Origin of the sequence: Candidatus Pelagibacter sp. HIMB1715, assembly GCF_052047595.1 — a bacterium.
Lineage (GTDB): Bacteria > Pseudomonadota > Alphaproteobacteria > Pelagibacterales > Pelagibacteraceae > Pelagibacter.
On sequence record NZ_JBNAJY010000004.1, the window covers coordinates 71,761 to 92,752 of the forward strand.

At 30.8% G+C, this 20,992-nt stretch carries 20 protein-coding genes and 1 pseudogene; 14 read left to right on the forward strand and 7 right to left on the reverse strand.

From position 1 onward, the window contains the following. Positions 1-16 precede the first annotated feature (16 nt). The 3 genes from ACTTAY_RS01855 to ACTTAY_RS01865 are packed head-to-tail and all read left to right on the forward strand — an operon-like array spanning position 17 to position 1,776. On the forward strand, positions 17-529 hold the full coding sequence (locus tag ACTTAY_RS01855; protein WP_428079902.1) for a gamma carbonic anhydrase family protein: 513 nt from the start codon (positions 17-19) through the stop codon (positions 527-529). An 11-nt stretch (positions 530-540) separates the two neighbouring features. After that, positions 541-1,461: an ROK family protein gene (locus tag ACTTAY_RS01860; protein WP_440672159.1), complete on the forward strand. Its 921-nt coding sequence runs from the start codon at positions 541-543 to the stop codon at positions 1,459-1,461. Positions 1,462-1,485: 24 nt separating this feature from the next. Next, a complete protein-coding gene (locus tag ACTTAY_RS01865) occupies positions 1,486-1,776 on the forward strand; it encodes a DUF1330 domain-containing protein (RefSeq protein ID WP_440672160.1) in 291 nt (96 codons plus the stop codon). Here ACTTAY_RS01865 and ACTTAY_RS01870 read toward each other — a convergent pair. Further along, a complete protein-coding gene (locus ACTTAY_RS01870; protein ID WP_440672162.1) occupies positions 1,773-2,378 on the reverse strand; it encodes a flavin-binding protein in 606 nt (201 codons plus the stop codon). The genes ACTTAY_RS01865 and ACTTAY_RS01870 overlap by 4 nt on opposite strands. A 3-nt stretch (positions 2,379-2,381) precedes the next feature. Then, positions 2,382-3,257, reverse strand: a complete 876-nt coding sequence (locus tag ACTTAY_RS01875) for an NAD(P)-dependent oxidoreductase (protein ID WP_440672163.1) — start codon at positions 3,255-3,257, stop codon at positions 2,382-2,384. A 12-nt stretch (positions 3,258-3,269) separates the two neighbouring features. On the opposite strand from ACTTAY_RS01875, the gene ACTTAY_RS01880 reads away from it, so the two are divergent. From ACTTAY_RS01880 to ACTTAY_RS01900, 5 genes and pseudogenes are all read left to right on the forward strand, one after another. Continuing rightward, the gene (locus ACTTAY_RS01880) at positions 3,270-4,478 is read left to right on the forward strand and encodes an MFS transporter (RefSeq protein WP_440672164.1); all 1,209 of its coding nucleotides are present in this window, start codon (positions 3,270-3,272) and stop codon (positions 4,476-4,478) included. A gap of 43 nt (positions 4,479-4,521) precedes the next feature. Continuing rightward, positions 4,522-4,902 (forward strand): annotated as a pseudogene (gene rpoZ / locus ACTTAY_RS01885) (DNA-directed RNA polymerase subunit omega); the annotation flags it as partial. A 180-nt stretch (positions 4,903-5,082) separates the two neighbouring features. Then, positions 5,083-6,075, forward strand: a complete 993-nt coding sequence (dusA, locus tag ACTTAY_RS01890; RefSeq protein ID WP_440672165.1) for a tRNA dihydrouridine(20/20a) synthase DusA — start codon at positions 5,083-5,085, stop codon at positions 6,073-6,075. 40 nt (positions 6,076-6,115) lie between these two features. Beyond that, entirely contained in the window at positions 6,116-6,901 is a 786-nt protein-coding gene (locus ACTTAY_RS01895; protein ID WP_440672166.1) for a sulfite exporter TauE/SafE family protein, read from the forward strand. 2 nt (positions 6,902-6,903) lie between these two features. Continuing rightward, entirely contained in the window at positions 6,904-7,305 is a 402-nt protein-coding gene (locus tag ACTTAY_RS01900) for an HIT domain-containing protein (protein ID WP_440672167.1), read from the forward strand. A gap of 103 nt (positions 7,306-7,408) precedes the next feature. On the opposite strand, the gene ACTTAY_RS01905 is transcribed toward ACTTAY_RS01900, so the two are convergent. Further along, a complete protein-coding gene (locus ACTTAY_RS01905) occupies positions 7,409-8,863 on the reverse strand; it encodes a phosphomannomutase/phosphoglucomutase (RefSeq protein WP_440672168.1) in 1,455 nt (484 codons plus the stop codon). 179 nt (positions 8,864-9,042) lie between these two features. Between ACTTAY_RS01905 and ACTTAY_RS01910 the strand changes: the two genes are divergently transcribed. Together ACTTAY_RS01910 and ACTTAY_RS01915 are read left to right on the forward strand one after the other, a co-directional pair. After that, positions 9,043-10,980 carry a ribonucleoside-diphosphate reductase subunit alpha gene (locus tag ACTTAY_RS01910; RefSeq protein ID WP_440634515.1) on the forward strand — a complete coding sequence of 646 codons (1,938 nt, stop codon included), beginning with the start codon at positions 9,043-9,045 and terminating at the stop codon, positions 10,978-10,980. Beyond that, entirely contained in the window at positions 10,971-11,984 is a 1,014-nt protein-coding gene (locus tag ACTTAY_RS01915; protein ID WP_440614253.1) for a ribonucleotide-diphosphate reductase subunit beta, read from the forward strand. Before ACTTAY_RS01910 ends, ACTTAY_RS01915 begins: the two co-directional genes overlap by 10 nt. Positions 11,985-11,998: 14 nt before the next feature. Here the strand turns inward: ACTTAY_RS01915 and ACTTAY_RS01920 are convergent, their stop codons facing one another. The 4 genes from ACTTAY_RS01920 to ACTTAY_RS01935 are packed head-to-tail and all read right to left on the reverse strand — an operon-like array spanning position 11,999 to position 16,255. After that, positions 11,999-13,123, reverse strand: a complete 1,125-nt coding sequence (locus ACTTAY_RS01920; RefSeq protein WP_262589057.1) for a bifunctional 2-methylcitrate synthase/citrate synthase — start codon at positions 13,121-13,123, stop codon at positions 11,999-12,001. Continuing rightward, positions 13,123-14,019 carry a methylisocitrate lyase gene (gene prpB / locus ACTTAY_RS01925; RefSeq protein ID WP_440618312.1) on the reverse strand — a complete coding sequence of 299 codons (897 nt, stop codon included), beginning with the start codon at positions 14,017-14,019 and terminating at the stop codon, positions 13,123-13,125. The genes ACTTAY_RS01920 and prpB overlap by 1 nt, the downstream gene beginning before the upstream one ends. Further along, a complete protein-coding gene (locus ACTTAY_RS01930) occupies positions 14,019-15,521 on the reverse strand; it encodes an MmgE/PrpD family protein (protein ID WP_440672169.1) in 1,503 nt (500 codons plus the stop codon). Before ACTTAY_RS01930 ends, prpB begins: the two co-directional genes overlap by 1 nt. A 53-nt stretch (positions 15,522-15,574) precedes the next feature. Continuing rightward, a complete protein-coding gene (locus ACTTAY_RS01935) occupies positions 15,575-16,255 on the reverse strand; it encodes an HAD-IA family hydrolase (protein ID WP_440672170.1) in 681 nt (226 codons plus the stop codon). 69 nt (positions 16,256-16,324) lie between these two features. Here ACTTAY_RS01935 and ACTTAY_RS01940 point away from each other — a divergent pair, with 69 nt between their 5' ends. The 4 genes from ACTTAY_RS01940 to nadE are packed head-to-tail and all read left to right on the forward strand — an operon-like array spanning position 16,325 to position 20,964. Further along, positions 16,325-16,948: a DapH/DapD/GlmU-related protein gene (locus ACTTAY_RS01940; protein WP_440672171.1), complete on the forward strand. Its 624-nt coding sequence runs from the start codon at positions 16,325-16,327 to the stop codon at positions 16,946-16,948. A gap of 3 nt (positions 16,949-16,951) precedes the next feature. After that, a complete protein-coding gene (glmS, locus tag ACTTAY_RS01945; protein WP_440672172.1) occupies positions 16,952-18,772 on the forward strand; it encodes a glutamine--fructose-6-phosphate transaminase (isomerizing) in 1,821 nt (606 codons plus the stop codon). 35 nt (positions 18,773-18,807) lie between these two features. Further along, positions 18,808-20,187 carry a class II 3-deoxy-7-phosphoheptulonate synthase gene (locus tag ACTTAY_RS01950; RefSeq protein ID WP_440651512.1) on the forward strand — a complete coding sequence of 460 codons (1,380 nt, stop codon included), beginning with the start codon at positions 18,808-18,810 and terminating at the stop codon, positions 20,185-20,187. 39 nt (positions 20,188-20,226) lie between these two features. Next, the gene (nadE, locus tag ACTTAY_RS01955) at positions 20,227-20,964 is read left to right on the forward strand and encodes an NAD(+) synthase (protein ID WP_440672173.1); all 738 of its coding nucleotides are present in this window, start codon (positions 20,227-20,229) and stop codon (positions 20,962-20,964) included. Positions 20,965-20,992: the final 28 nt, after the last annotated feature.

Consider the following 20,992-nt stretch of genomic DNA (forward strand, 5'->3'; position numbering starts at 1 on the left):
TAAGAATATATAAATTATGTTTTATGATTTAAAAGATAAAAAACCAAAAAACTCTGGCGAAAATTGGGTAGCTCCTAATGCAACTATAATTGGAGATGTCACATTAGAGAAAAATACAAGCATTTGGTTCAATGCCGTTTTAAGAGGAGACATAGAAAATATTCATATAGGTGAGGGATCTAATATTCAAGATGGTAGTGTATTACACACAGATCCTGGCTGCCCATTAAAAGTAGGAAAAAATGTTACTGTAGGTCATTTAGTGATGCTTCATGGATGCACCATTGGAGATAATAGTTTAATTGGAATTGGTGCAGTAATTTTGAATAAAGCAAATATTGGAAAAAACTGCATCATTGGAGCAAAAGCTCTAATAACTGAAAATAAAGTTATACCGGATAATTCTTTAGTAGTGGGATCACCTGGAAAAATTGTAAGAGAAGTTACCGAGGAAGAAAAAAAAGCAGTAGAGGAAAATACAAAACATTATCAGAATAACTGGAAAAAATATTCTAAATCTATTTTTTAAAAGTTAAATTTATGAAGAATAAATTTAAAATAGGTATTGACTATGGAGGTACTAAAATTGAAGGTATTCTTTTAGATCATGAGGGCAAACAGCTAGAACGAAAAAGGTATCCATACGAAAGGAATTATTTATCAGGAATTGAAACTGTAAAAAAACTGGTTGATGAATTTGATAAAATTAGTGAAGAGATATGTTCTGTTGGTATTGGTATCCCTGGATTTTCCTCAAGACAAACTGGAATAATTACTAACGCCAATTCTCTTTGGTTAAATGATAAACCTTTCAAAAAAGATTTAGAATTAGCTTTAAATAGAGAAGTAAGATTAATGAATGATGCAAATTGTTTTACATTGTCTGAAGCTGTAGATGGAGCTGGAAAAGATTATAAATCTATCTTTGGAATAATTATTGGTACAGGTTTTGGAGGTGGATTATCCTATAACAAATCAATTATTGAGGGATCAAATCAAATTGCAGGGGATTGGGGACATCAACCATTGCCTTATCCAACTAAAGAGGAACAAGAAATAAAAATAAGTTGTCCTTCAAATAACTGTGGCAGACCTTTGTGCGCAGAACAATTTATGTCTGGTATTGGTTTTAAAGATAGGTTCAATCAAAAATATGATACTAATTTTACTTCAGAAGAAATTGTTAAACTTGATTTAGAAAAGGATCCAAGAGCTAATTTAGAATTGGGTTTGTATGAAGATAGAATGGCAAGATTAATGGCTGTAATGATAGGAATTTTTGATCCTGATGCAATAATTCTTGGTGGAGGAATGTCAAATATTGATCGGTTTTATAAAAATATTCCATCTTTGATACCCAAGTACACTTTTTCAAATAAAGTAGAAACTAAAGTATTAAAAAATTTACATGGGGATTCAAGTGGAGTGAGAGGGGCAGCTTGGCTTTGGAATAATGAGTAGAACAATTAAAATAGGGAGATAATTATGTCAGCAGGTTACGTGATAGCTCAATTAAAAGTAACAAATCCAGAAAACTATAAAGAATATGTAGCTAAAGTTACAGACGTCGTAAAAAAATTTGGTGGAGAATATCTTGTTAGAAATGGTGAATATCAAGTAGTAGAGGGTGAAGATAATTTTCCAAGATTAGTAATCATTAAATTTCCATCATATGAAAAAGCTTTAGAATGGTATCACTCTGATGAATATAAGCCAGTTAAAGACATACGTCTTCAAAACTCTGAAGGGAGCAACATAATTGTAAAAGGGATTTAAGGTACTAACCAGGTATCTTTATTATTTACTAAATCAAATTTTGCTCTTCGATGACCTTTAGCAGCTAAATATAACCATTCTATTGATTTTATTTTGCACTGAATAACAGTAAAGTTTTTGTAACCTTCTTCACTTTGTTCTTTAGTGTAATCAAAATTATCAAGCTCAGGTTTCAATCCAGATGTAGGAGTATCAGACTCAGTTCCTGGTCCGTTATCAACCAAATAACATTTTCTAGATATGTGTTGGGTTTTTGACCAAGATTCTTTAGTAACTTCGTTATTATGATTTATGTTACACTCTACTTTTAGCCTAACCTGGATTTTTTCCTCTTTATCATAAAATAACATCGCTGCATTTTTATTTGATTTTAATTTTTCAATTTTATCTGAGCGAATATCGCTATGATACTGAACTAAGTTATTAGATTGATCTGATTTTCGAAGAACTACAATTCTACCATCTAAATCAGATTGGTTACCACATATAAAAACAGGTATTCTAAAAGGTGAGCTTCTGTCTTTGACAGCATTATCCAACATAGACCAAATTTTCTTTTTGATCTCCATAAAGTCCTCATAATAAGGAACAGTATCAGTCACAAATTATTTTTTCTTTTTTAATCTAGCAATAAGTGCAGAGCTATCCCAACGATTACCACCCATTTCTTGGACTTCAGCATAGTAACCATCTATGATTTCTGTAATTGGTACAGGCGAACCATTTCTTTTTGCTTCTTCAATTGCAATTTTTAAATCTTTTCTCATCCAATCAATAGCAAATCCATAATCAAACTTATCATCAGTCATAGTTCGATATCTATTTTCCATCTGCCAGGACTGTGCTGCACCTTTAGATATAGTTTCCATTACTTTGTCCATATCTAAACCTGCATTTATTCCAAAGTTAATTGCTTCTGATAAACCTTGAACTGCTCCAGCTATACACATTTGGTTCATCATTTTAGTAAGCTGTCCACTTCCACAAGATCCAATTAATTTTACTTTTTTACTGTAACAATCAATTACTGGTTCTGCTTTTTTAAAAACTTCTTCATCACCACCAACCATAACAGTAAGTATTCCTCCTTCAGCACCAGATTGACCTCCAGATATAGGTGCATCTAAAAAATCAAAACCTTTATCTTTTGCAGCCTTATATAATTCTCTGGATACTTCTGCAGATACAGTTGAGTTATCAATAAATATTGATCCAGTTTTTGCTGTGTTAAATAATCCATTTTCTCCTGTAGCTACTTCTCTTAAATCATTATCGTTACCCACACATGTAAAAATAAAATCTGCACCTTCTGCTGCCTTAGCAGGAGTATCAGCCATTTTACCTTTGTATTCACCAATCCATTTTTCAGCTTTTGATTTTGTTCTATTAAAAACAGTTACATTGTGTCCGGCTTTTGATATATATCCAGCCATTGGGTAGCCCATAACCCCAAGACCTATGAAAGCAACATTAAAAGTCATAATTTTTTTTCTATGTTTAAAAGTTTAAGTTTAAAAGTAATTGTATTTGGTTTCATTTTTACATTTTTTTCTAGTTTTGGACAGAGTTTTTTTCTTGGATTATTTAATTCAAGCATAAGAGATACTTTATCGATTACTCATGGACAATTTGGCTCAATTTATGCTTCAGCAACATTATTTAGTAGTATACTTTTTATATGGTTAGGAAAAAAAATTGATGATGTAAATGTATTTAAGTTTTCTTTATTCGTAATTCCGCTTTTAGCCTTTTCATGTTTTTTCTTTTCTAAAATATATTCAATACCATTTTTATTTGCTGCAATATTTTTAATGAGATTTTCAGGTCAAGGAATGATGTCTCACACAGCAAGCACAACAATTTCAAGATACTTTACTAAATCAAGAGGTAAAGCTCTTAGCGCAGGTTGGTTTGGATTATCTTGTGGTGAATTTATTTTACCTGTTTTAATTGTTTATTTATTAACTTTATATACTTGGCAAAATATTTGGTTAACAATTTCAATTATTGTAATTTTATTTTTGCCAATTGCTTCTTATTTATTAATTAAAAACTTAAGTTTGGATTCAAGAGAAGTTGACAATAACCAAAAGCAAGAAGATAAAAGTATTAAGCAGTGGACAAGACTTGAAGTATTAAAAGATTATAGATTTTATATTGTTAGTTCAAACATGCTTGCTATGCCATGGATTGCAACAGGAGTTTTTGTTTACCAATCTTTTGTCACAAGCTCTAAAGGTTGGGGTGAATTTACTATCGCACAATCATTTATGTCTTATTCTATATTCACTGTTTCAACATTATTATTAGCAGGTCCATTAATAGATAAATTTAGTAGTAGAAAACTATTAATTTACATGAATATCCCATTATTGATCTCTACTTTTGTAATTATTTTATTTGATTCATCTGTCACCGCATTTGTGTTTCTTGGGTTGATTGGAATATCAAATGGATTTGCCAATGTGTTAGGTTCGGCTACTTGGGCTGAAATTTATGGAGTGAAACATATTGGATCAATTAAAGCTTTAACTACTGCATTAATGGTATTTTCTACAGCATTTGGAACCGCTTTATTTGGTGTTTTGATTGACATTGGTTTTTCAATTGAAAAAATTGCTGTTGTTTCTGCGATTTATATATTCTCGTCTTTAGCTCTATTATTTTTAACAAGAAAGAAGCTAAATCCTATTTATATTTAGAAAACGCTTGATTTTTTTGAGCCTCAGGTATAAACAACCGCCCATGGCTAGAGTAACCGTAGAAGACTGTATAGATAAAGTAGAAAGTCCTTATGAATTAGTTTTAGTAGCTAAAGAGAGAGCTACTCAACTTAATGCTGGTTTAGAACCAACAATAGATAGGGATAATGACAAAAATACAGTGATATCTTTAAGAGAAATTGCTGAAGAAAAAATTAAAGTATCAGATTTAACTGAAAGCGCTGTTTACAAACTTAGAAAACATGTTGAACAAGTTGATGACGGAGTAGAGGATGATGAAGATATTGGTGATGATTTTGAAAATCTTTACAAAGGAGAAATTTCAAAAAGTGGTACTCCAATTTTACCATCTAAAAGAGCAAGAAAAACTCCAGAAAAAATCCAAGTATCAAAGGAAGATTTAGCTGAATTATCTGAAACAGCTACACCTGAAGTAGACGCTTCAGTTGGCCAAGAAACTATGAATGAACAAGGTGAAGTTTCATTAGATGAAGTTTCAGAATCAGAGAATCAAGAAGCAGATGTTGCTACTGAAGATCCAGAAGCTTCAAACTCATAAAAAAATAATATAAAGTCTTAGTTTATGAATAGGTTAGTATCAGTTGCTCCTATGATGGACTGTACAGATCGTCATGAACGATATTTTTTAAGACTAATATCTAAAAATACACTTCTTTATACCGAAATGGTTGTCGATGAAGCAATCAATAGAGGTGATAAAAAAAAATTACTAGAATTCAATATCAATGAAAAGCCAGTAGCACTTCAATTAGGTGGATCTTCACCTAAGTTACTTGCTGAGGCAACAAAAGTTGGAGAAGACTTTGGCTACGATGAAATTAATTTAAATTTAGGCTGTCCAAGTAGAAAAGTAGAGAAAAATAGATTTGGTGCTTGTTTAATGAAAGAGCCAAACTTAGTTGCAGATTGTTTAACTAAAATGCAATCAAAAACAAAATTACCTGTAACGATAAAAACTAGAATTGGATATGACAATGTCGAAGATTATGAAAACTTACATAATTTTATATCTACTCTTAAATCTACAGGTATTAAAACTTTTATAATCCATGCAAGAAAAGCTATGCTTGGTAAATTTACGCCCAAACAAAACCTAAACATTCCACCTTTAAAATATGAGTTTGTTTATAAATTAAAAGAAGATTTTCCAAATGAAGAAATAATTATAAATGGAGGAATAACTTCTGCTGATCAAATTAAACCACATTTAGAAAAAACAGATGGAGTAATGATTGGAAGAGCTGCTTATCACACACCTTATTTGTTAGCAGATATTGAGAAAGAAATTTTTAACAATGAGGATATTCCTAGTAGGCAAGATGTTGTTGAGCAGTTAATTCCTTATGTAAAAGATGAATTGAAAAAAGGAACTCGTTTAAATCAAATTATGAGACACACATTAGGTTTGTTTCACGGTCAAACTGGTGCCAGCCATTGGAAAAGATATTTAAGCGAAAATATGTGCGTGAGAGATGCTGATGTAAAAAAAATTGATCACATAATGGATAAAATTAAATACAACAATGTTGATATGAGAGAAGGTCAATCTGCTTAGTTCAATCTTAGCAAATGAATATATCTATATAGTTTTATTAATGGTTTTGACTGCAATTCCAGTAGGATTTGTAGCTGGCCTTTTTGGTATCGGCGGTGGTTTAATAACAGTCCCGTTTCTTTATTACATATTTGGCAAACTTGCAATTGATCAAGCTTATATAATGCACTTAGCGGTAGGAACTTCTTTTGCAATAATAATTCCAACATCAATAGTTTCAGTTTTAACCCATCATAAATTTAATTCAGTCGATTTTAATGTAGTTAAAAGCTATGGTTTTTTTGTAGTTGCAGGAGTTGTTTTGGGAACAATATTTGCTGCAACTTTCAAAACAAAATCATTAGTACTTTTTTTTGCAATCGTAATCTTTTTTTTAGGAATTTATTTACTTACAATTAAAGAAAAGGAGCAAAATGTAATATCTGAAATGAAATTGTATTTAAAAATAATACTTGGTGCGATTGTTGGATTTATTTCAGCTATAACAGGTATAGGTGGTGCTGTTATGAATGTACCAATCCTTAAATTTTTCGGTTATTCAATTAATAAAGCAATTGGAAGCGCTGCAGCGATCGGTTTTTTAATTGCACTATTTGGTGCTACAGGTTTTTTTATTTCAGGAAGTTATTTAAAAACAAATTTACCATTTAGTATTGGATTTTTAAATGTACCAGCTTTTTTAATCTTCATTCCGATTACAACTTTTATGGCAAGACTAGGTGCAAGAACAGCTCACAGAATAGATAAAAATAAAATCAGTAAATTACTTGCTATTTTCTTACTAATTGTAGCAGTTAAGTTTTTCTACGAATATATTAAATTATAAGCATGTCGTTTAAGTTAAATAGGAAATTTTTAAAGACTTCACATCATCTTATTGATCTTAAATTATGCACTATTAGGCTAAACGATAACTCTAAATTTCCATGGATAATTTTAATTCCTAAAAGAAAAAATATTACCGACATAAGCGACCTTAATTCTAAAGATCAAAATCTGCTAATGAAGGAAATTGTTTATGCAAGTAAAGTAATGAAAAAATTATTTAAAACTTCAAAGCTCAATGTAGAAAAAATTGGAAATATTGTTCCTCAGTTGCATATACATATTATTGCTAGAAGTAAAAAAGATAGTTCTTGGCCATTATCTGTATGGGTTGTTAAAGGAAAAAGTTATTCTAAAACAGCTCTAAAAGTAATAGTAGATAAATTAGGAAAAGCTCTAAAATAAAAAGAGGTGACTTCAGTCTCCCTCCATCACCTCACCTAATTTTTTAAATGATTCTTTACAGTTTTATGAACACTTATTAGTTGAAAATTAACTTTATTAAGCACTAAATTTTTTGATCGTATTCGCCTATTTTCCCCGTTTTTTGAAGTAAATCGTCAATAAAATCAAAGATTTTCTTCTTTCTATTATCTGAGGTTGGGCTTTCAGTTACAATCACTAATGAAGGTTTATTGGATGATGCTCTTATTAATCCCCAAGATCCATCTTCAAAAGAAAATCTTACACCATTAACTGTAAGAACTTCAGTTATTACTTGATCATCAATTTTAGTTTTATTATTTTTTAATTGTTCTACTTTTTTAACTAATTCCTCAACTACTTGATATTTTTCTTCATCTTTACAGTATGGCGCCATCGTTGGTGTTTGAAAAGTATTTGGTAATTCATTAATTACTTCACTCATTTTTTTATTTTCATTATCTAATAAATGACAGACATGAATGGCTGAATTTATTCCATCATCGTAACCATATCCTAAAGGATGATTGAAAAAGAAATGACCACTTTTTTCAAAGCCTGCCAATGCCTTTTCAGTATTAACTTTACGTTTAATATGTGAATGACCTGTTTTCCAATAAATTGTTTCACAATTGTTTTCTAATAAAATTTTATCTTTTGCGTACAAACCTGTTGATTTTACATCTACAACAAATTTAGAATTTTTGTGTTTAGTAGATAAGTTTCTTGCTATTAGTAAACCGATTTTATCAGAGAATATTTCGTTACCTTCATTGTCAATAACACCAACTCGATCTCCATCACCATCAAAACCGAAACCTATATCAGCATTATTTTCTTTAACCGCTTTAGCAATTTCATGAAGCATTTCTAAATCTTCTGGATTAGGATTATATTTAGGAAAGTTCCAATCTAAGTTACAATCTAACTCTATTACCTCGCACCCAATACCCCTTAAAATATCTGGTGCGAAAATACCTGCAGTTCCATTACCGCAAGCAACTACAGCTTTAATCTTTTTATTTATTTTGTTTTTATTAATCAGGTCATTTATATAAATTTTATCGAAATCTTTTATTTCTTTTTCATTTCCATCACCTTTTGAAAACTTTTCATTCAATGTTATTTCTTTTAATTCTCTCATCTCTTCAGGTGCATGAGTTAAGCCTTTTTTGATTCCCATTTTTACACCAGTCCAACCATTTTCATTATGACTTGCTGTAACCATAGCAACTGCATCTGCATCTAAATTAAATTGTGCAAAATAAACCATTGGAGATAATGACAAACCAATATCCTCTATATGACATCCTGTTGACTTTAATCCTTTTTTAAGTGAAGTTTTTATTTCCTCACTGTAAGATCGGTAATCATGTCCAACAATAATTCTTGGATTATCCTTTTTGGTATGATTTTTTATTTGTGTTCCAAGTCCTTTGCCGAGATTCTCTATACCCGCTGAGTTTATGTCTTTCTCATACAACCAACGGGCGTCATATTCTCTAAAACCATAAGGATCTATTTTTAAATTTTTACTCATTTATCCACTACTTACTCTTTTTATGTTAATTTCTTTAAAAAAATTCAATTTTTTTATTGATAATCATATTGTCGCGTTCTATAAATGTTCCGTTGATTAAACGTTTATTTAGTATACTTAATCAAAGCGCCTACAACATATAGTTGTTTTCGCAAAACTAAAACAATATAATAACAAATATGAATAAGATTCTATCTCAAGCCCTCAAGAAAGCTGTCTCCGAATATAGCCCAGAAGTTAAAGAAGTTTCAAAAGCTAATAAGCCTGATTTATTTTCTTTAAATAATGAAACAGAATTATTTCAAAACGACAAAGGTATAATAATTAAAATTGATCGTTCTAAAGATTCAAATCTTACTGATTTTGGTAAAGCAACTTTAAAAGATAGATACCTTGGTTTAAACGAATCTTATCAAGATTTATTTGCAAGAGTAGCAAGCACTTATGCTGATGATAATTTACATGCACAGAGAATTTATAATTACATAAGTAATCTTTGGTTTATGCCAGCAACACCAGTTTTATCAAACGGTGGAACCAAAAGAGGTTTACCTATTTCATGTTTTTTAAATGAAGCATCTGATAGCTTAGGTGGAATTTTAGATCTTTGGAGTGAGAATGTTTGGCTTGCTGCAAAGGGTGGTGGAATTGGAAGCTACTGGGGAAACCTAAGATCTATTGGAGAAAAAATTGGCAGAGTTGGAAAAACTTCAGGAATAATTCCTTTTATTAAAGTAATGGACTCTTTAACAATGGCAATTAGTCAAGGTTCATTAAGAAGAGGTTCTGCTGCTTGTTATCTTCCAATTGATCATCCTGAGATAGAAGAGTTTATTGAAATGAGAAGACCAACTGGTGGAGATCCAAATAGAAAAGCATTAAATTTACATCATGGTGTTTTAGTTTCAGATGCTTTCATGAGAGCAGTTGAAACAGATGAACAATGGGCATTAAAAAGTCCAGCAGACGGAACTGTTCAGCAAACTATTTCTGCAAGAAATTTATGGATAAGATTGTTAACAGCTAGAATTGAAACAGGTGAACCTTATATAATTTATATAGATACAGTTAACCGACAAATTCCTCAGCATCATAAGTTAGCAAATCTTACTGTTAAAACTTCTAACTTATGTAGTGAAATAACTCTTCCCACAGGAATTGATAAAGATGGTAGAGATAGAACAGCGGTGTGCTGTTTATCATCTTTAAATTTAGAAAAATATGAAGAATGGAAAGATGATCCAGATATGATTAGTGATGTAATGAGATTTTTGGATAATGTGTTATCTGATTTCATTAACAAAGCTCCTGAACAATTTAAAGATGCTAAATATTCTGCTGAAAGAGAGAGAAGTGTTGGTTTGGGCGTGATGGGTTTCCATTCTTTCTTACAGAAAAATAGAATTCCACTTGAGTCTGTAATGGCAAAATCATGGAATAAAAAAATATTTAAAAACATTCACGAAAAAGTTAATCAAGCTTCTAAAGATTTAGCTGAAGAAAGAGGAGCGTGTCCTGATGCTGCAGAGTATGGTTATCAAGAAAGATTTTCTAATAAAACTGCAATTGCACCAACAGCATCAATTTCTATTATTTGTGGAGGAGCTTCTCCAGGAGTAGAGCCCATTGCAGCAAACAGCTATACTCACAAAACTTTATCTGGTTCGTTTAATGTGAGAAACAGATATCTTGAAGAAATTCTTGAAAGTCACGGTAAAAATGATGAGGAAACTTGGTCTAGTATTACTACAAACCAAGGTTCCGTTAACCATTTGGATTTTTTAACTGATTTAGAAAAAGATGTATTTAAAACTGCATTTGAACTTAATCAAAGCTGGATAATTGAATTGAGCGGAGACAGAACTCCTTTTATTTCACAAGCTCAGTCAGTTAACTTATTTTTACCTGCAGATGTTCATAAAAAAGAATTACATAAAATTCATTTTGATGCGTGGAAGAAAGGTTTAAAGAGCCTTTACTATTGTAGATCAAAATCAATTCAAAGAGCTGAGAATGTTAACGACTCTAAGTCAACAGACATAATGGCTAATGTATATAAAAATAAATCAACCGAAAATAGTGAACCAGAGTACGAGGAGTGTTTATCATGTCAGTAGCAGAAAAAGTTAAGTCAGAAATTATTCAACCACAAAAAAACAATAATGGATTGCTTGTTGCAAATCCAGTTTACAAGCCTTTTAGATACCCATGGTGTTATGATGCATGGTTAACTCAACAAAGAATTCACTGGTTACCAGAAGAAGTTCCACTTGGAGACGATGTTAGAGATTGGCAAAAAAATCTTTCAACATCAGAAAAAAATTTATTAACACAAATTTTTAGATTTTTTACACAAGCAGATGTTGAAGTTAGCAACTGTTACATAAGACATTACATGAATGTATTTAAACCAACCGAAGTATTAATGATGATGTCTTCTTTTGCTTCAATGGAAACTGTTCACATTGCTGCTTATTCACATTTGTTAGATACAATTGGTATGCCAGAGTCTGAGTATTCAGCATTCATGAAGTATAAAGAAATGAAAGATAAATACGATTACATGCAAGGTTTTGATGTTAAATCAAATCATGATATTGCAAAAACAATTGCTGTATTTAGTGCTTTCACAGAAGGTCTTCAGTTATTTGCAAGTTTTGCAATTTTGTTAAACTTTCCAAGACATAACAAGATGAAAGGAATGGGTCAGATTGTTACTTGGTCGGTGAGAGACGAAACATTGCATTGCAATTCGATGATCAGATTATTTAAAGATTTCATTAAAGAAAATCCAGAAACATGGACACCTCAATTGAAAAAAGAAATTTATGAAGCTTGCAGAACAATTGTTGAGCATGAAGATGCTTTTATCGATTTAGCTTTTCAAATGGGTCCAATGGAAGGTTTAACTGCAGATGATATTAAAAAATATATTCGATTTATTGCAAATAGAAGATTAGATCAATTAGGATTAGAAGCGATCTATGACATTGATAAAAACCCATTAACTTGGTTAGATACAATGTTAAATGCTGTAGAGCACATGAACTTCTTCGAAGGAAGAGCTACAGAATATTCTAAAGCGTCAACCCAAGGAACTTGGGCAGAAGCATTTAGTTAATAAATATAATTGTATTATCTGTAATTTAATTCCATTACTTTTCGATGCTTGCTACCTTTATATTTAGCAAGCGGTCGAATAAGTTTGTTTGCAGCATGTTGCTCCATAATATGCGCTGACCAACCGGTAATTCTAGAAATAACAAATATAGGTGTGAAAAAATCAGTATCAAATCCCATTAAATGGTACATTGGACCAGTAGGGTAGTCCACATTAGGATGTATATTTTTCTTTTTGATCATAACTTTTTCAACAATGTCATAAATTTTTTCAAACTTTTTATCTTTTTTAAGTTTAGCAACTTTACCAAAATAATTTCTCATAGTTGGAACTCTAGAGTCTCCTGATTTATAAACTCTATGACCAAAGCCCATAACTACTTCTTTATTTTTAAGGGCATTGTTAATCCATTTTAATGCATTTTCTGGTTTTTTAATTCTGTTCATCATGTGCATCACTTCTTCATTAGCACCACCATGTAATGGACCTTTTAAACTAGCAATTGCACCAGTTATCGCCCCATGAATATCAGACAAACTACTTGTAATTGTTCTAGCAGTAAAAGTTGAAACATTGAAACTGTGCTCAGCGTACAATATTAGAGAAACATCAAACGCTTTAACAATTTCTTTTTGAGGTACTTTTCCAAAACACATGTAGAAAAAGTTTTCTGCAAAAGTTAAATTCTTTTTAGGTTTAATTATTTTTTTACCACTTCTAATTCTATAAAAAGCAGCAAGAGCTGTAGGAGTTTTTGCAAAAATTCTTAATGCTTTTCGCATATTGGCTTCCGGAGTGGAGTTGGAGGTTTCTTTATCTTCTAATCCCATTACACTAACAGCTGTTCTTGCAACATCCATCGGATGAGATTTTTTTGGCATGTGTTTTATAATTTCATATAAATTTTTTGTAAGCTCTCTATTGTTTCTCTCTTCTTTTTCAAACTGCCTTAATTGGATAGTGTTAGGTAAATCTTTGTTTAAAATTAAATAGGCAACTTCTTCAAATCTGCAGTATTCACATAAATCTTGAGCAGCATAACCTCTATATGTCAGAGAGTTAATCTCCGGCATAACTTTTGAAACTTCAGTTTCATCTACAACAATTCCAAGCAAACCTTTTTTAATATCATCACTCATTATTCATGTCCTTCTGTACTAAAATTATAAATTTTTTCATCTAAAGAATTATATTTTTCGTATTCTACTAATTCATACAATCTTTTTCTTGTTTGCATCTTATCTATTATATTATTTTGATGTCCATTTGCATAAATGTCTCTTAATCCATCTTCAACGTTTTTCATTGCTAGTCTTTGAGTAGTTACTGGATATATAACAATATTATAGCCAAGGTTTTCTAACTCTTTATAGTTAAATAATTTGGATTTACCAAATTCTGTCATATTAGCTAACAAATAACATGAAAGTTCTTTTCTTACTTTTTCAAAATCTTTTTCATCATGTAAAGCTTCAGGGAATATAATTTCTGCTCCAGCATCAATATAAGCTTTACATCTATCAATCATTTTATCAATTCCCTCAACACTTTTTGCATCTGATCGTGCTATAATTTTAAAATTTTGATCTTTTTTTGCAGCTACACATTCTTTTATTTTTGAAACCATAGCCTCTGTTGAAACAAGTTCTTTATTATCTAGATGCCCACATCTTTTTCTTTCAATTTGATCTTCCAAATGAACACCAGTTAATCCAAACTCTTCGAAAGTTTCTATAGTTTCTTTGCAAGATTTAAATCCTGTATCTATATCAACAATCGTTGGAAGATTTGTAACTCTGGAAATTAAGTAGGATCTAGTACTCACATCTTGAAGAGTTGTTAAACCAATATCTGGAAAACCAAGATCATTGGCCATAACACCACCTGATACGTAAACTGCATCATAACCAATTTCCTCAATTAATTTCGCTGTTAGAGGATTGTAAGCTCCAGGAACTCTTAGAATTTTATTTGATTTAAGTTTTTGGTCAAAATCAATTCTTTTTTGGCTTGGTTCTTTTTCAACAAAGTGCATTAAAAAATTCCTTTTTTCAAATTTCTTTTTAACTTACTTTTTTTAATCTCAATATTTAGTTTGTCTAATTGACCAGCTTTTAAGTTTTTTAAATTTTGAACATTTCTTAAAAAACGATCACTCGCTTTTTTATCTAAAATGCCATCTGTTAGAGTTAAAAATTTATTTATATAATTTTCTCTTTTAAATGGTCTTGCTCCATATGGATGAGCGTCAGCTTTATCTAGTTCCTCAGTTACTTTTTTACCACTGTTCAATGTAACAACTACTTTTGCTCCAAAAGATTTCTTTTTTGGATCTGGATCATGATATTTTTTTGTCCATTTTTTATCTTCATAGGTTGTTATTGAATTCCATATTTTAATAGTACTTTTTCTATTAGCTCTTGATTTTGTATAAGATTTTACATGATGCCAATCACCATCTTCTAGGGCGACTGCAAAAATATACATAATAGAGTGATCCAATGTTTCTCTACTTGCATTTGGATCCATTTTTTGTGGATCATTTGCACCTGTTCCAATTACATAATGTGTATGATGACTTGTATAAATATCTATTTTTTTGACTTGATTTAAATTTGGTATTTTAGTTTTTAATTTCTTTGCAAGATCAATTAAAGCCTGAGATTGATACTCTGCAGAATATTCTTTTGTATAAGTTTCTAAAATAGCTTTTTTACTTTCTCCTTTTTTGGGTAATGGAACTTTATATTTTGCTTTTTTTCCATCAAGTATCCTTGCTATTACACTGTCTTCACCTTCATAAATTGGACTTGGAGCACCTTCACCCCTCATAACTCTATCAACAGCCTCTATTGCAAGTTTCCCTGCATGTGCAGGCGCATATGCTTTCCAGCTAGAAATTTCTCCTTTTCTTGATTGTCTTGTAGAAATAGTTGTGTGTAGTGCTTGCTGAACTGCTTGATAAATTGTTTCAGTATTTAATTTTAACATGGATCCTAATCCTGCAGCAACACTTGGACCTAAGTGAGCAATGTGATCTACTTTATGTTTATGTAAACAGATACCTTTAACTAAATTCACCTGAACTTCATAAGCAGTAATAATTCCTCTTAATAGATCTAAACCACTTTTTTTATTTTGTTGAGCTACGCTTAAAAGTGGCGGAATGTTATCACCTGGATGACTGTAATCTGCAGCTAAAAAAGTATCATGAAAATCAAGTTCTCTTACAGCAGTTCCATTTGACCAAGCTGCCCATTCGCAATCAAATTTTAATTTTGAATTAACACCAAAAAGAGTTGCTCCATTTTTCCTAGAATGCTTTAAAGCCATTTCTCTAGATGAAACTACTGGTCTCCTATTTAAAGAAGCAATAGCAACTGAAGCATTATCAATTATTCTATTGATCACCATTTCAACTGCTTCTTTGTTTAATTTGGCATTATCACTTGCAATTTCTGCAATTTTCCAGGCAAGTTGTTTTTTCTTAGGTAAATGAATTTTAGACGGAAAAACTTTAACTGTATGTAGTAACAAAATAACTCCTTATAAGTAATTTTGTTTTAATAGCTAAAATAAATTAATCAATATTAAAGATATTCAGATATGATTTTTTCGATACCTACAAAATCTTTTATTAGGTGATTATGGTATATTTCATCAGTTTTTTTTTCAGTGTATCCATCCTCAAGCAATATCATTGGAATCTCTGCAGCTTTTGCAGAATTAGCGTCTGTTTCACTATCTCCAATCATAATAGTTTTTTTTAAATCACCATCTAAAATTTCTACAACTGTAGTCAAATGTCTTGGATCAGGCTTACAATAATCAAATGTATTGTACCCTGCTACATATTCAAAATAATCATAAATTCCAATTTTTTTTAAAAGATCAACAGCTAGATGTTCTGTTTTATTAGTACATACAGCCATAGAGATATTTTCATTTTTACACCAATTTAAAAAATCTTTTATGCCATTAATTAAAACACTTTCTCTAAGAATATTTTTGCCATAATAAGATATGAATTCATCAGTCATATCACTTTTAACTTTCTCATTAATACTAGTCAGTTCTTTTTTTGCTTGGCTCCATATTGACTTGCCAATCATAGCACCAGCACCTTTTCCAACTGAACTTTTTAAATCATTTAGTGATTTTGTAGGGTATCCAAATTTTTTCATTACATGATTGTGCGCAAGCATCAAATCTGGCGCTGTATCAACCAATGTTCCATCTAAATCAAATAATATAGTAAATTTTTGTTTCATATTAAAAGTATTTTAAAGAAATAATTTGTGAATTAATTAACATATATACTTAATGTAAAGAAAATCTAGATGAAACCTACAAAGCAGCAAAATAATCAAAACAAACTTCGAAATAAGTTTTTAAAAGCTGGTGTTAAAATGACAGGTCCTGAAACTATTTTTTTTTCAAATGATACAAAAATAGGAAAAGGAGTTACAATCGAACCATATGTGGTAATTGGTTCTAAAGTTAAAATAGGAAATAACGTTGTAATTAAATCTTTTTCACATTTAGAATCTTGTAAGGTAGAAAATAAAGTTGAGATAGGTCCTTATGCAAGAATTAGACCCGATACAATTCTTAAAGAAGGTTCAAAAGTAGGTAATTTTGTAGAGATTAAAAAATCAACTGTTGGAAATAAATCAAAAATTAATCATTTATCTTATGTTGGAGATAGCGATATTGGTAAGATGGTAAATATTGGTGCTGGAACAATTACTTGTAATTATGATGGTGTAAAAAAAAGTAAGACAATAATTAAAGATAAAGTATTCATAGGATCAAATTCATCTTTAGTAGCTCCTGTAAAAATTGACAAAGAAAGTATTGTTGGTGCTGGGTCTGTAATAACAAAAAATGTTAAAAAAAAATCTCTAGCACTAACTAGATCTGTACAAGTGGAAATTAAAAATTATAAGAGAAAGTCAAAATAAATTATGTGTGGAATTATAGGAATATCTAGCAACAAATCTGTTTCTGCAAATATTATAAATTCTTTAAAAAAACTTGAATATAGAGGTTATGACTCTGCTGGGGTTGCAACTTTATTTGATGGTCAGTTAAATGAAGTTAAATCTGAAGGAAGAGTTGATAATTTAGAACAAAACTTTGATCTAAAATCTTTAAAAGGAAATATAGGGATAGGCCATGTCAGATGGGCTACTCATGGAATTCCTAATCGTATTAATGCCCACCCACACTCATCAGACAATGTGTCTGTTGTGCATAATGGAATAATAGAGAACTCAACAATTTTAAAAAAACACTTAATTAATAAAGGCCATGCTTTCAAATCTCAGACTGATACCGAGGTAATTGTTCATTTAATCACAGAAAATTTAAAAACTATGGAACTTGAAGAGGCATTAACCAAAACTTTAAAACAACTTCATGGAAGTTTTGCATTAGGTATAATTTTTAAAGATATGCCTGATTTGATTGTAGGGGCGAGAAGAGGATCACCATTAGCTGTTGGTTATGGTCCTAATGAAAATTACCTAGGGTCAGACTCATATGCTTTAAAATCTATGACAAACAAAATTACTTATCTTGATGATGGAGAGTTTTGTATTGTTAAAAAAGATCAAGTTCATTTTTATAATGAAGAGGGCAAGAAAATTAACAAAAAAATTTTAGAATTATCATCTAATGAGTCAAGTTATGACAAAGGTGACTTTAAACATTTCATGGCTAAAGAAATAGAAGAGCAGCCCGTAACAGTAAAAACTGGAATCAAAGAGTATTTAGATAGTGTAAATAATGAGATAAATATTTTCAATTTTCCATGGAGAATCAACGAAATTAAATCAGTTACTTTAATTGGTTGTGGTACAGCTTATCATTCATGCTTAATGGCAAAATATTGGTTTGAAGAATTAACTTCTTTAGATGTTAATATCGATATAGCTTCAGAGTTTAGATATAGAAAAAATAGATTTAAAAAGGATAGTTTATATATTTTTGTATCTCAGTCTGGTGAAACTGCAGATACTTATGCAGCTTTAGATCTTTGTAACAAAAATAACATGAAAACATGCGCTGTAGTTAATGTAATTGAAAGCTCAATAGCAAGAGACTCAAATTTTGTTTTACCAATTCACTGCGGACCTGAAATTGGGGTTGCATCTACAAAAGCTTTCTTAGGTCAAATACTTGTTTTATATATTTTAGCTTTAAAAATTGGATCTTTGTCTGGTGAAATTGATAAAAAAAATTATCAAGATAAAATTAAAGATCTCAAAAACTTACCAAGCTTAATAGAAAAAACTTTATTAATTGATAATGATATTCAAGCAATCTCTTCAACATTCAATGAAGCTAAAGGATCTATGTTTCTTGGAAGAGGTTTTTCTTTCCCAATAGCCTTGGAAGGTGCGTTGAAATTGAAAGAATTATCTTATGTTCATGCAGAGGGTTATCCAGCAGGTGAAATGAAACATGGACCACTTGCTTTAATAGAGGAGGGAATGCCAGTTGTTGTTCTGGCACCAAGAGACAGTTACTATAAAAAAACAATTTCCAACATGCAGGAAGTTATAGCAAGAGGCGCCAAAGTTCTTTTAATCACAAACAAAAGCAAGGATGAGATTTTTTCAGAGAATATTTGGGAAACTATTGAGGTTGAAAATACCAATGATGATTTATTACCATTCCTTTTAACAATTCCACTTCAAAAACTTGCATATTATTCGGCTTTGAAAATGGGTTATGATATAGATAAGCCTAGAAACTTAGCTAAATCAGTCACAGTTGAATAAAGTTTAAACTCTGCTAAAACACCCCCAGGTTGAATATGAAAAATTGGAAAAAAAATAGTTGGAGAAAATATCCGGTTAAACACATACCGGAGTATCCAGATAAAAAAGAACTAAATAAAGTTTTAGATAAAATTGGAACTTTTCCACCTTTAGTATTTGCTGGAGAGACTAGGCACCTAAAAGATCAATTAGCTGATGTTGTAGATGGAAAAGCATTTTTACTTCAGGGTGGAGATTGTGCAGAGAGTTTTGCCGAATTTAATCCTGATAATTTAAGAGATACATTTAAATTAATTTTGCAAATGTCTTTAGTTTTAACTTATTCAGCTTCTTTACCAGTTGTGAAAGTTGGAAGAATTGCTGGTCAATTTTCAAAACCAAGAAGTTCTCCAGTTGAAAATAAAGATGGTGTGGAGCTTCCTAGTTATTTAGGTGACAACATAAATGGAATGGAATTTACTGAAAAAGCAAGAATTCCTGATCCAAAAAGATTATTTAAAGCTTATTCTCAATCTGCTTCAACTCTAAACCTTATAAGAGCATTTTCAAAAGGAGGTTTTGCAGATTTGAACAAAGTTCATTTATGGAATTTAGGTTATATTAAAAAAAGTCCTGAAGCCAAAAAATTTAAAGATCTAGAGGATAAAATTGCAGATGCCATAGCATTTATGCGAGCTTGTGGAATTACATCAGATTTCAATAATAGATTATACACTGTGAATTTTTGGACATCACACGAAGCGTTGCTATTACCTTTTGAAGAAGCAATGACTAGAACAGATTCTACTACAGGTGAGAACCATGATACCTCAGCTCATTTCGTGTGGATAGGAGACAGAACAAGACAGCTTGATGGAGGACATGTAGAATTTTGTAGAGGAATTGAAAATCCTATAGGAATCAAATGTGGACCAACTCTAAAACCAGATGATTTAATTAATTTATGTAACCGAATTAATCCAAAAAATGAAAAAGGTAAAATAACCCTAATTTCAAGATTTGGAGCAGATAATGTTTCAAAATTTTTACCAAAATTAATTAGAGCAATTAAAAAAGAAGGATTGAATGTAATTTGGTCTTGTGACCCATGCCATGGGAACACAATTAAAGCTGCAACAGGTTTCAAAACTAGACCATTCAATAGTGTACTAAATGAAGTTAAAAATGTTTTTGCATGTCACCAAAGTGAAGGAAGTTATGCAGGAGGTCTTCACATTGAATTAACTGGTCAAGATGTAACTGAATGTATTGGTGGAGCACAAAAAATTTCTGAAGAAGATCTTTCTTCAAGATACCATACTCATTGTGATCCTAGGTTAAATGCTAATCAAGCTTTAGAATTAGCATTTATGATTTCAGATGAGATTAAAAAGAATAGCTCATATTCTAAAAATGCAGATAGAGCGGCATCTTAAGGCATTGTAAAATCTATATAATAAAATAATTTATAAATTATGAATGCCTCAGAAAAAGCCAAGTTTATATCTAATTGGATTAAAAACTATGTAGACAATATGCCTTCAAAGGCACAATCTCTTGTTATAGGAATATCTGGTGGTATCGATTCATCTGTTTCTAGCACCTTAAGCGCGATGACTGGTTTAAAAACAATAGTTTTATCGATGCCAATTAAACAAAAATCACATCAACATGATCTAAGCTTAAAACATCAGGAATGGTTAGTAAAAAATTTTAAAAATGTTGAAGCTCATACAATTAATTTAGATGAATTGTTTTTGGCATTTAGTTCAAGTTTATCTAAATTTGACAATGAGCATGGAATGGCAAATTCTAGAGCCAGATTAAGAATGACTACACTTTACCAAGTTGCTGCAGCTAATAAAGGAATAGTAGTTGGAACTGGAAACAAGGTAGAAGACTTTGGTGTAGGATTTTACACAAAATATGGAGATGGAGGTGTAGATATCTCTCCTATAGCAGATTGTAATAAAACTCAAGTTTGGGAGCTTGGCAAAGAACTTGGTATTTTAAATGAAATTATTGAAGCAGCACCTACAGATGGTTTGTGGGATGACGGTAGAACAGATGAAGGTCAGCTTGGTTTAAAATACGAAGAGCTTGAGGAAGCTATGGATAATCCTAAATCTTCCAATAGAGCAAAATACGAAACCATTAGAAAACAAAATTTGCATAAAATGGAGCCTATTCCAGTATGCAAAATTCCAAATTAATCAAATAGATTCACAAATCTATAATTTA

What these genes read in the sequence shown, in the direction of transcription:
- ACTTAY_RS01855 (WP_428079902.1), top strand. Translation starts at nt 17, where the DNA reads ATGTTTTATGATTTAAAAGATAAAAAACCAAAAAACTCTGGCGAAAAT.
- ACTTAY_RS01860 (WP_440672159.1), top strand. Translation starts at nt 541, where the DNA reads ATGAAGAATAAATTTAAAATAGGTATTGACTATGGAGGTACTAAAATT.
- ACTTAY_RS01865 (WP_440672160.1), top strand. Translation starts at nt 1,486, where the DNA reads ATGTCAGCAGGTTACGTGATAGCTCAATTAAAAGTAACAAATCCAGAA.
- ACTTAY_RS01875 (WP_440672163.1), bottom strand. Translation starts at nt 3,257, where the DNA reads ATGACTTTTAATGTTGCTTTCATAGGTCTTGGGGTTATGGGCTACCCA.
- ACTTAY_RS01880 (WP_440672164.1), top strand. Translation starts at nt 3,270, where the DNA reads ATGTTTAAAAGTTTAAGTTTAAAAGTAATTGTATTTGGTTTCATTTTT.
- dusA (WP_440672165.1), top strand. Translation starts at nt 5,083, where the DNA reads ATGAATAGGTTAGTATCAGTTGCTCCTATGATGGACTGTACAGATCGT.
- ACTTAY_RS01895 (WP_440672166.1), top strand. Translation starts at nt 6,116, where the DNA reads ATGGTTTTGACTGCAATTCCAGTAGGATTTGTAGCTGGCCTTTTTGGT.
- ACTTAY_RS01900 (WP_440672167.1), top strand. Translation starts at nt 6,904, where the DNA reads ATGTCGTTTAAGTTAAATAGGAAATTTTTAAAGACTTCACATCATCTT.
- ACTTAY_RS01905 (WP_440672168.1), bottom strand. Translation starts at nt 8,863, where the DNA reads ATGAGTAAAAATTTAAAAATAGATCCTTATGGTTTTAGAGAATATGAC.
- ACTTAY_RS01910 (WP_440634515.1), top strand. Translation starts at nt 9,043, where the DNA reads ATGAATAAGATTCTATCTCAAGCCCTCAAGAAAGCTGTCTCCGAATAT.
- ACTTAY_RS01915 (WP_440614253.1), top strand. Translation starts at nt 10,971, where the DNA reads ATGTCAGTAGCAGAAAAAGTTAAGTCAGAAATTATTCAACCACAAAAA.
- ACTTAY_RS01920 (WP_262589057.1), bottom strand. Translation starts at nt 13,123, where the DNA reads ATGAGTGATGATATTAAAAAAGGTTTGCTTGGAATTGTTGTAGATGAA.
- prpB (WP_440618312.1), bottom strand. Translation starts at nt 14,019, where the DNA reads ATGCACTTTGTTGAAAAAGAACCAAGCCAAAAAAGAATTGATTTTGAC.
- ACTTAY_RS01935 (WP_440672170.1), bottom strand. Translation starts at nt 16,255, where the DNA reads ATGAAACAAAAATTTACTATATTATTTGATTTAGATGGAACATTGGTT.
- ACTTAY_RS01940 (WP_440672171.1), top strand. Translation starts at nt 16,325, where the DNA reads ATGAAACCTACAAAGCAGCAAAATAATCAAAACAAACTTCGAAATAAG.
- glmS (WP_440672172.1), top strand. Translation starts at nt 16,952, where the DNA reads ATGTGTGGAATTATAGGAATATCTAGCAACAAATCTGTTTCTGCAAAT.
- ACTTAY_RS01950 (WP_440651512.1), top strand. Translation starts at nt 18,808, where the DNA reads ATGAAAAATTGGAAAAAAAATAGTTGGAGAAAATATCCGGTTAAACAC.
- nadE (WP_440672173.1), top strand. Translation starts at nt 20,227, where the DNA reads ATGAATGCCTCAGAAAAAGCCAAGTTTATATCTAATTGGATTAAAAAC.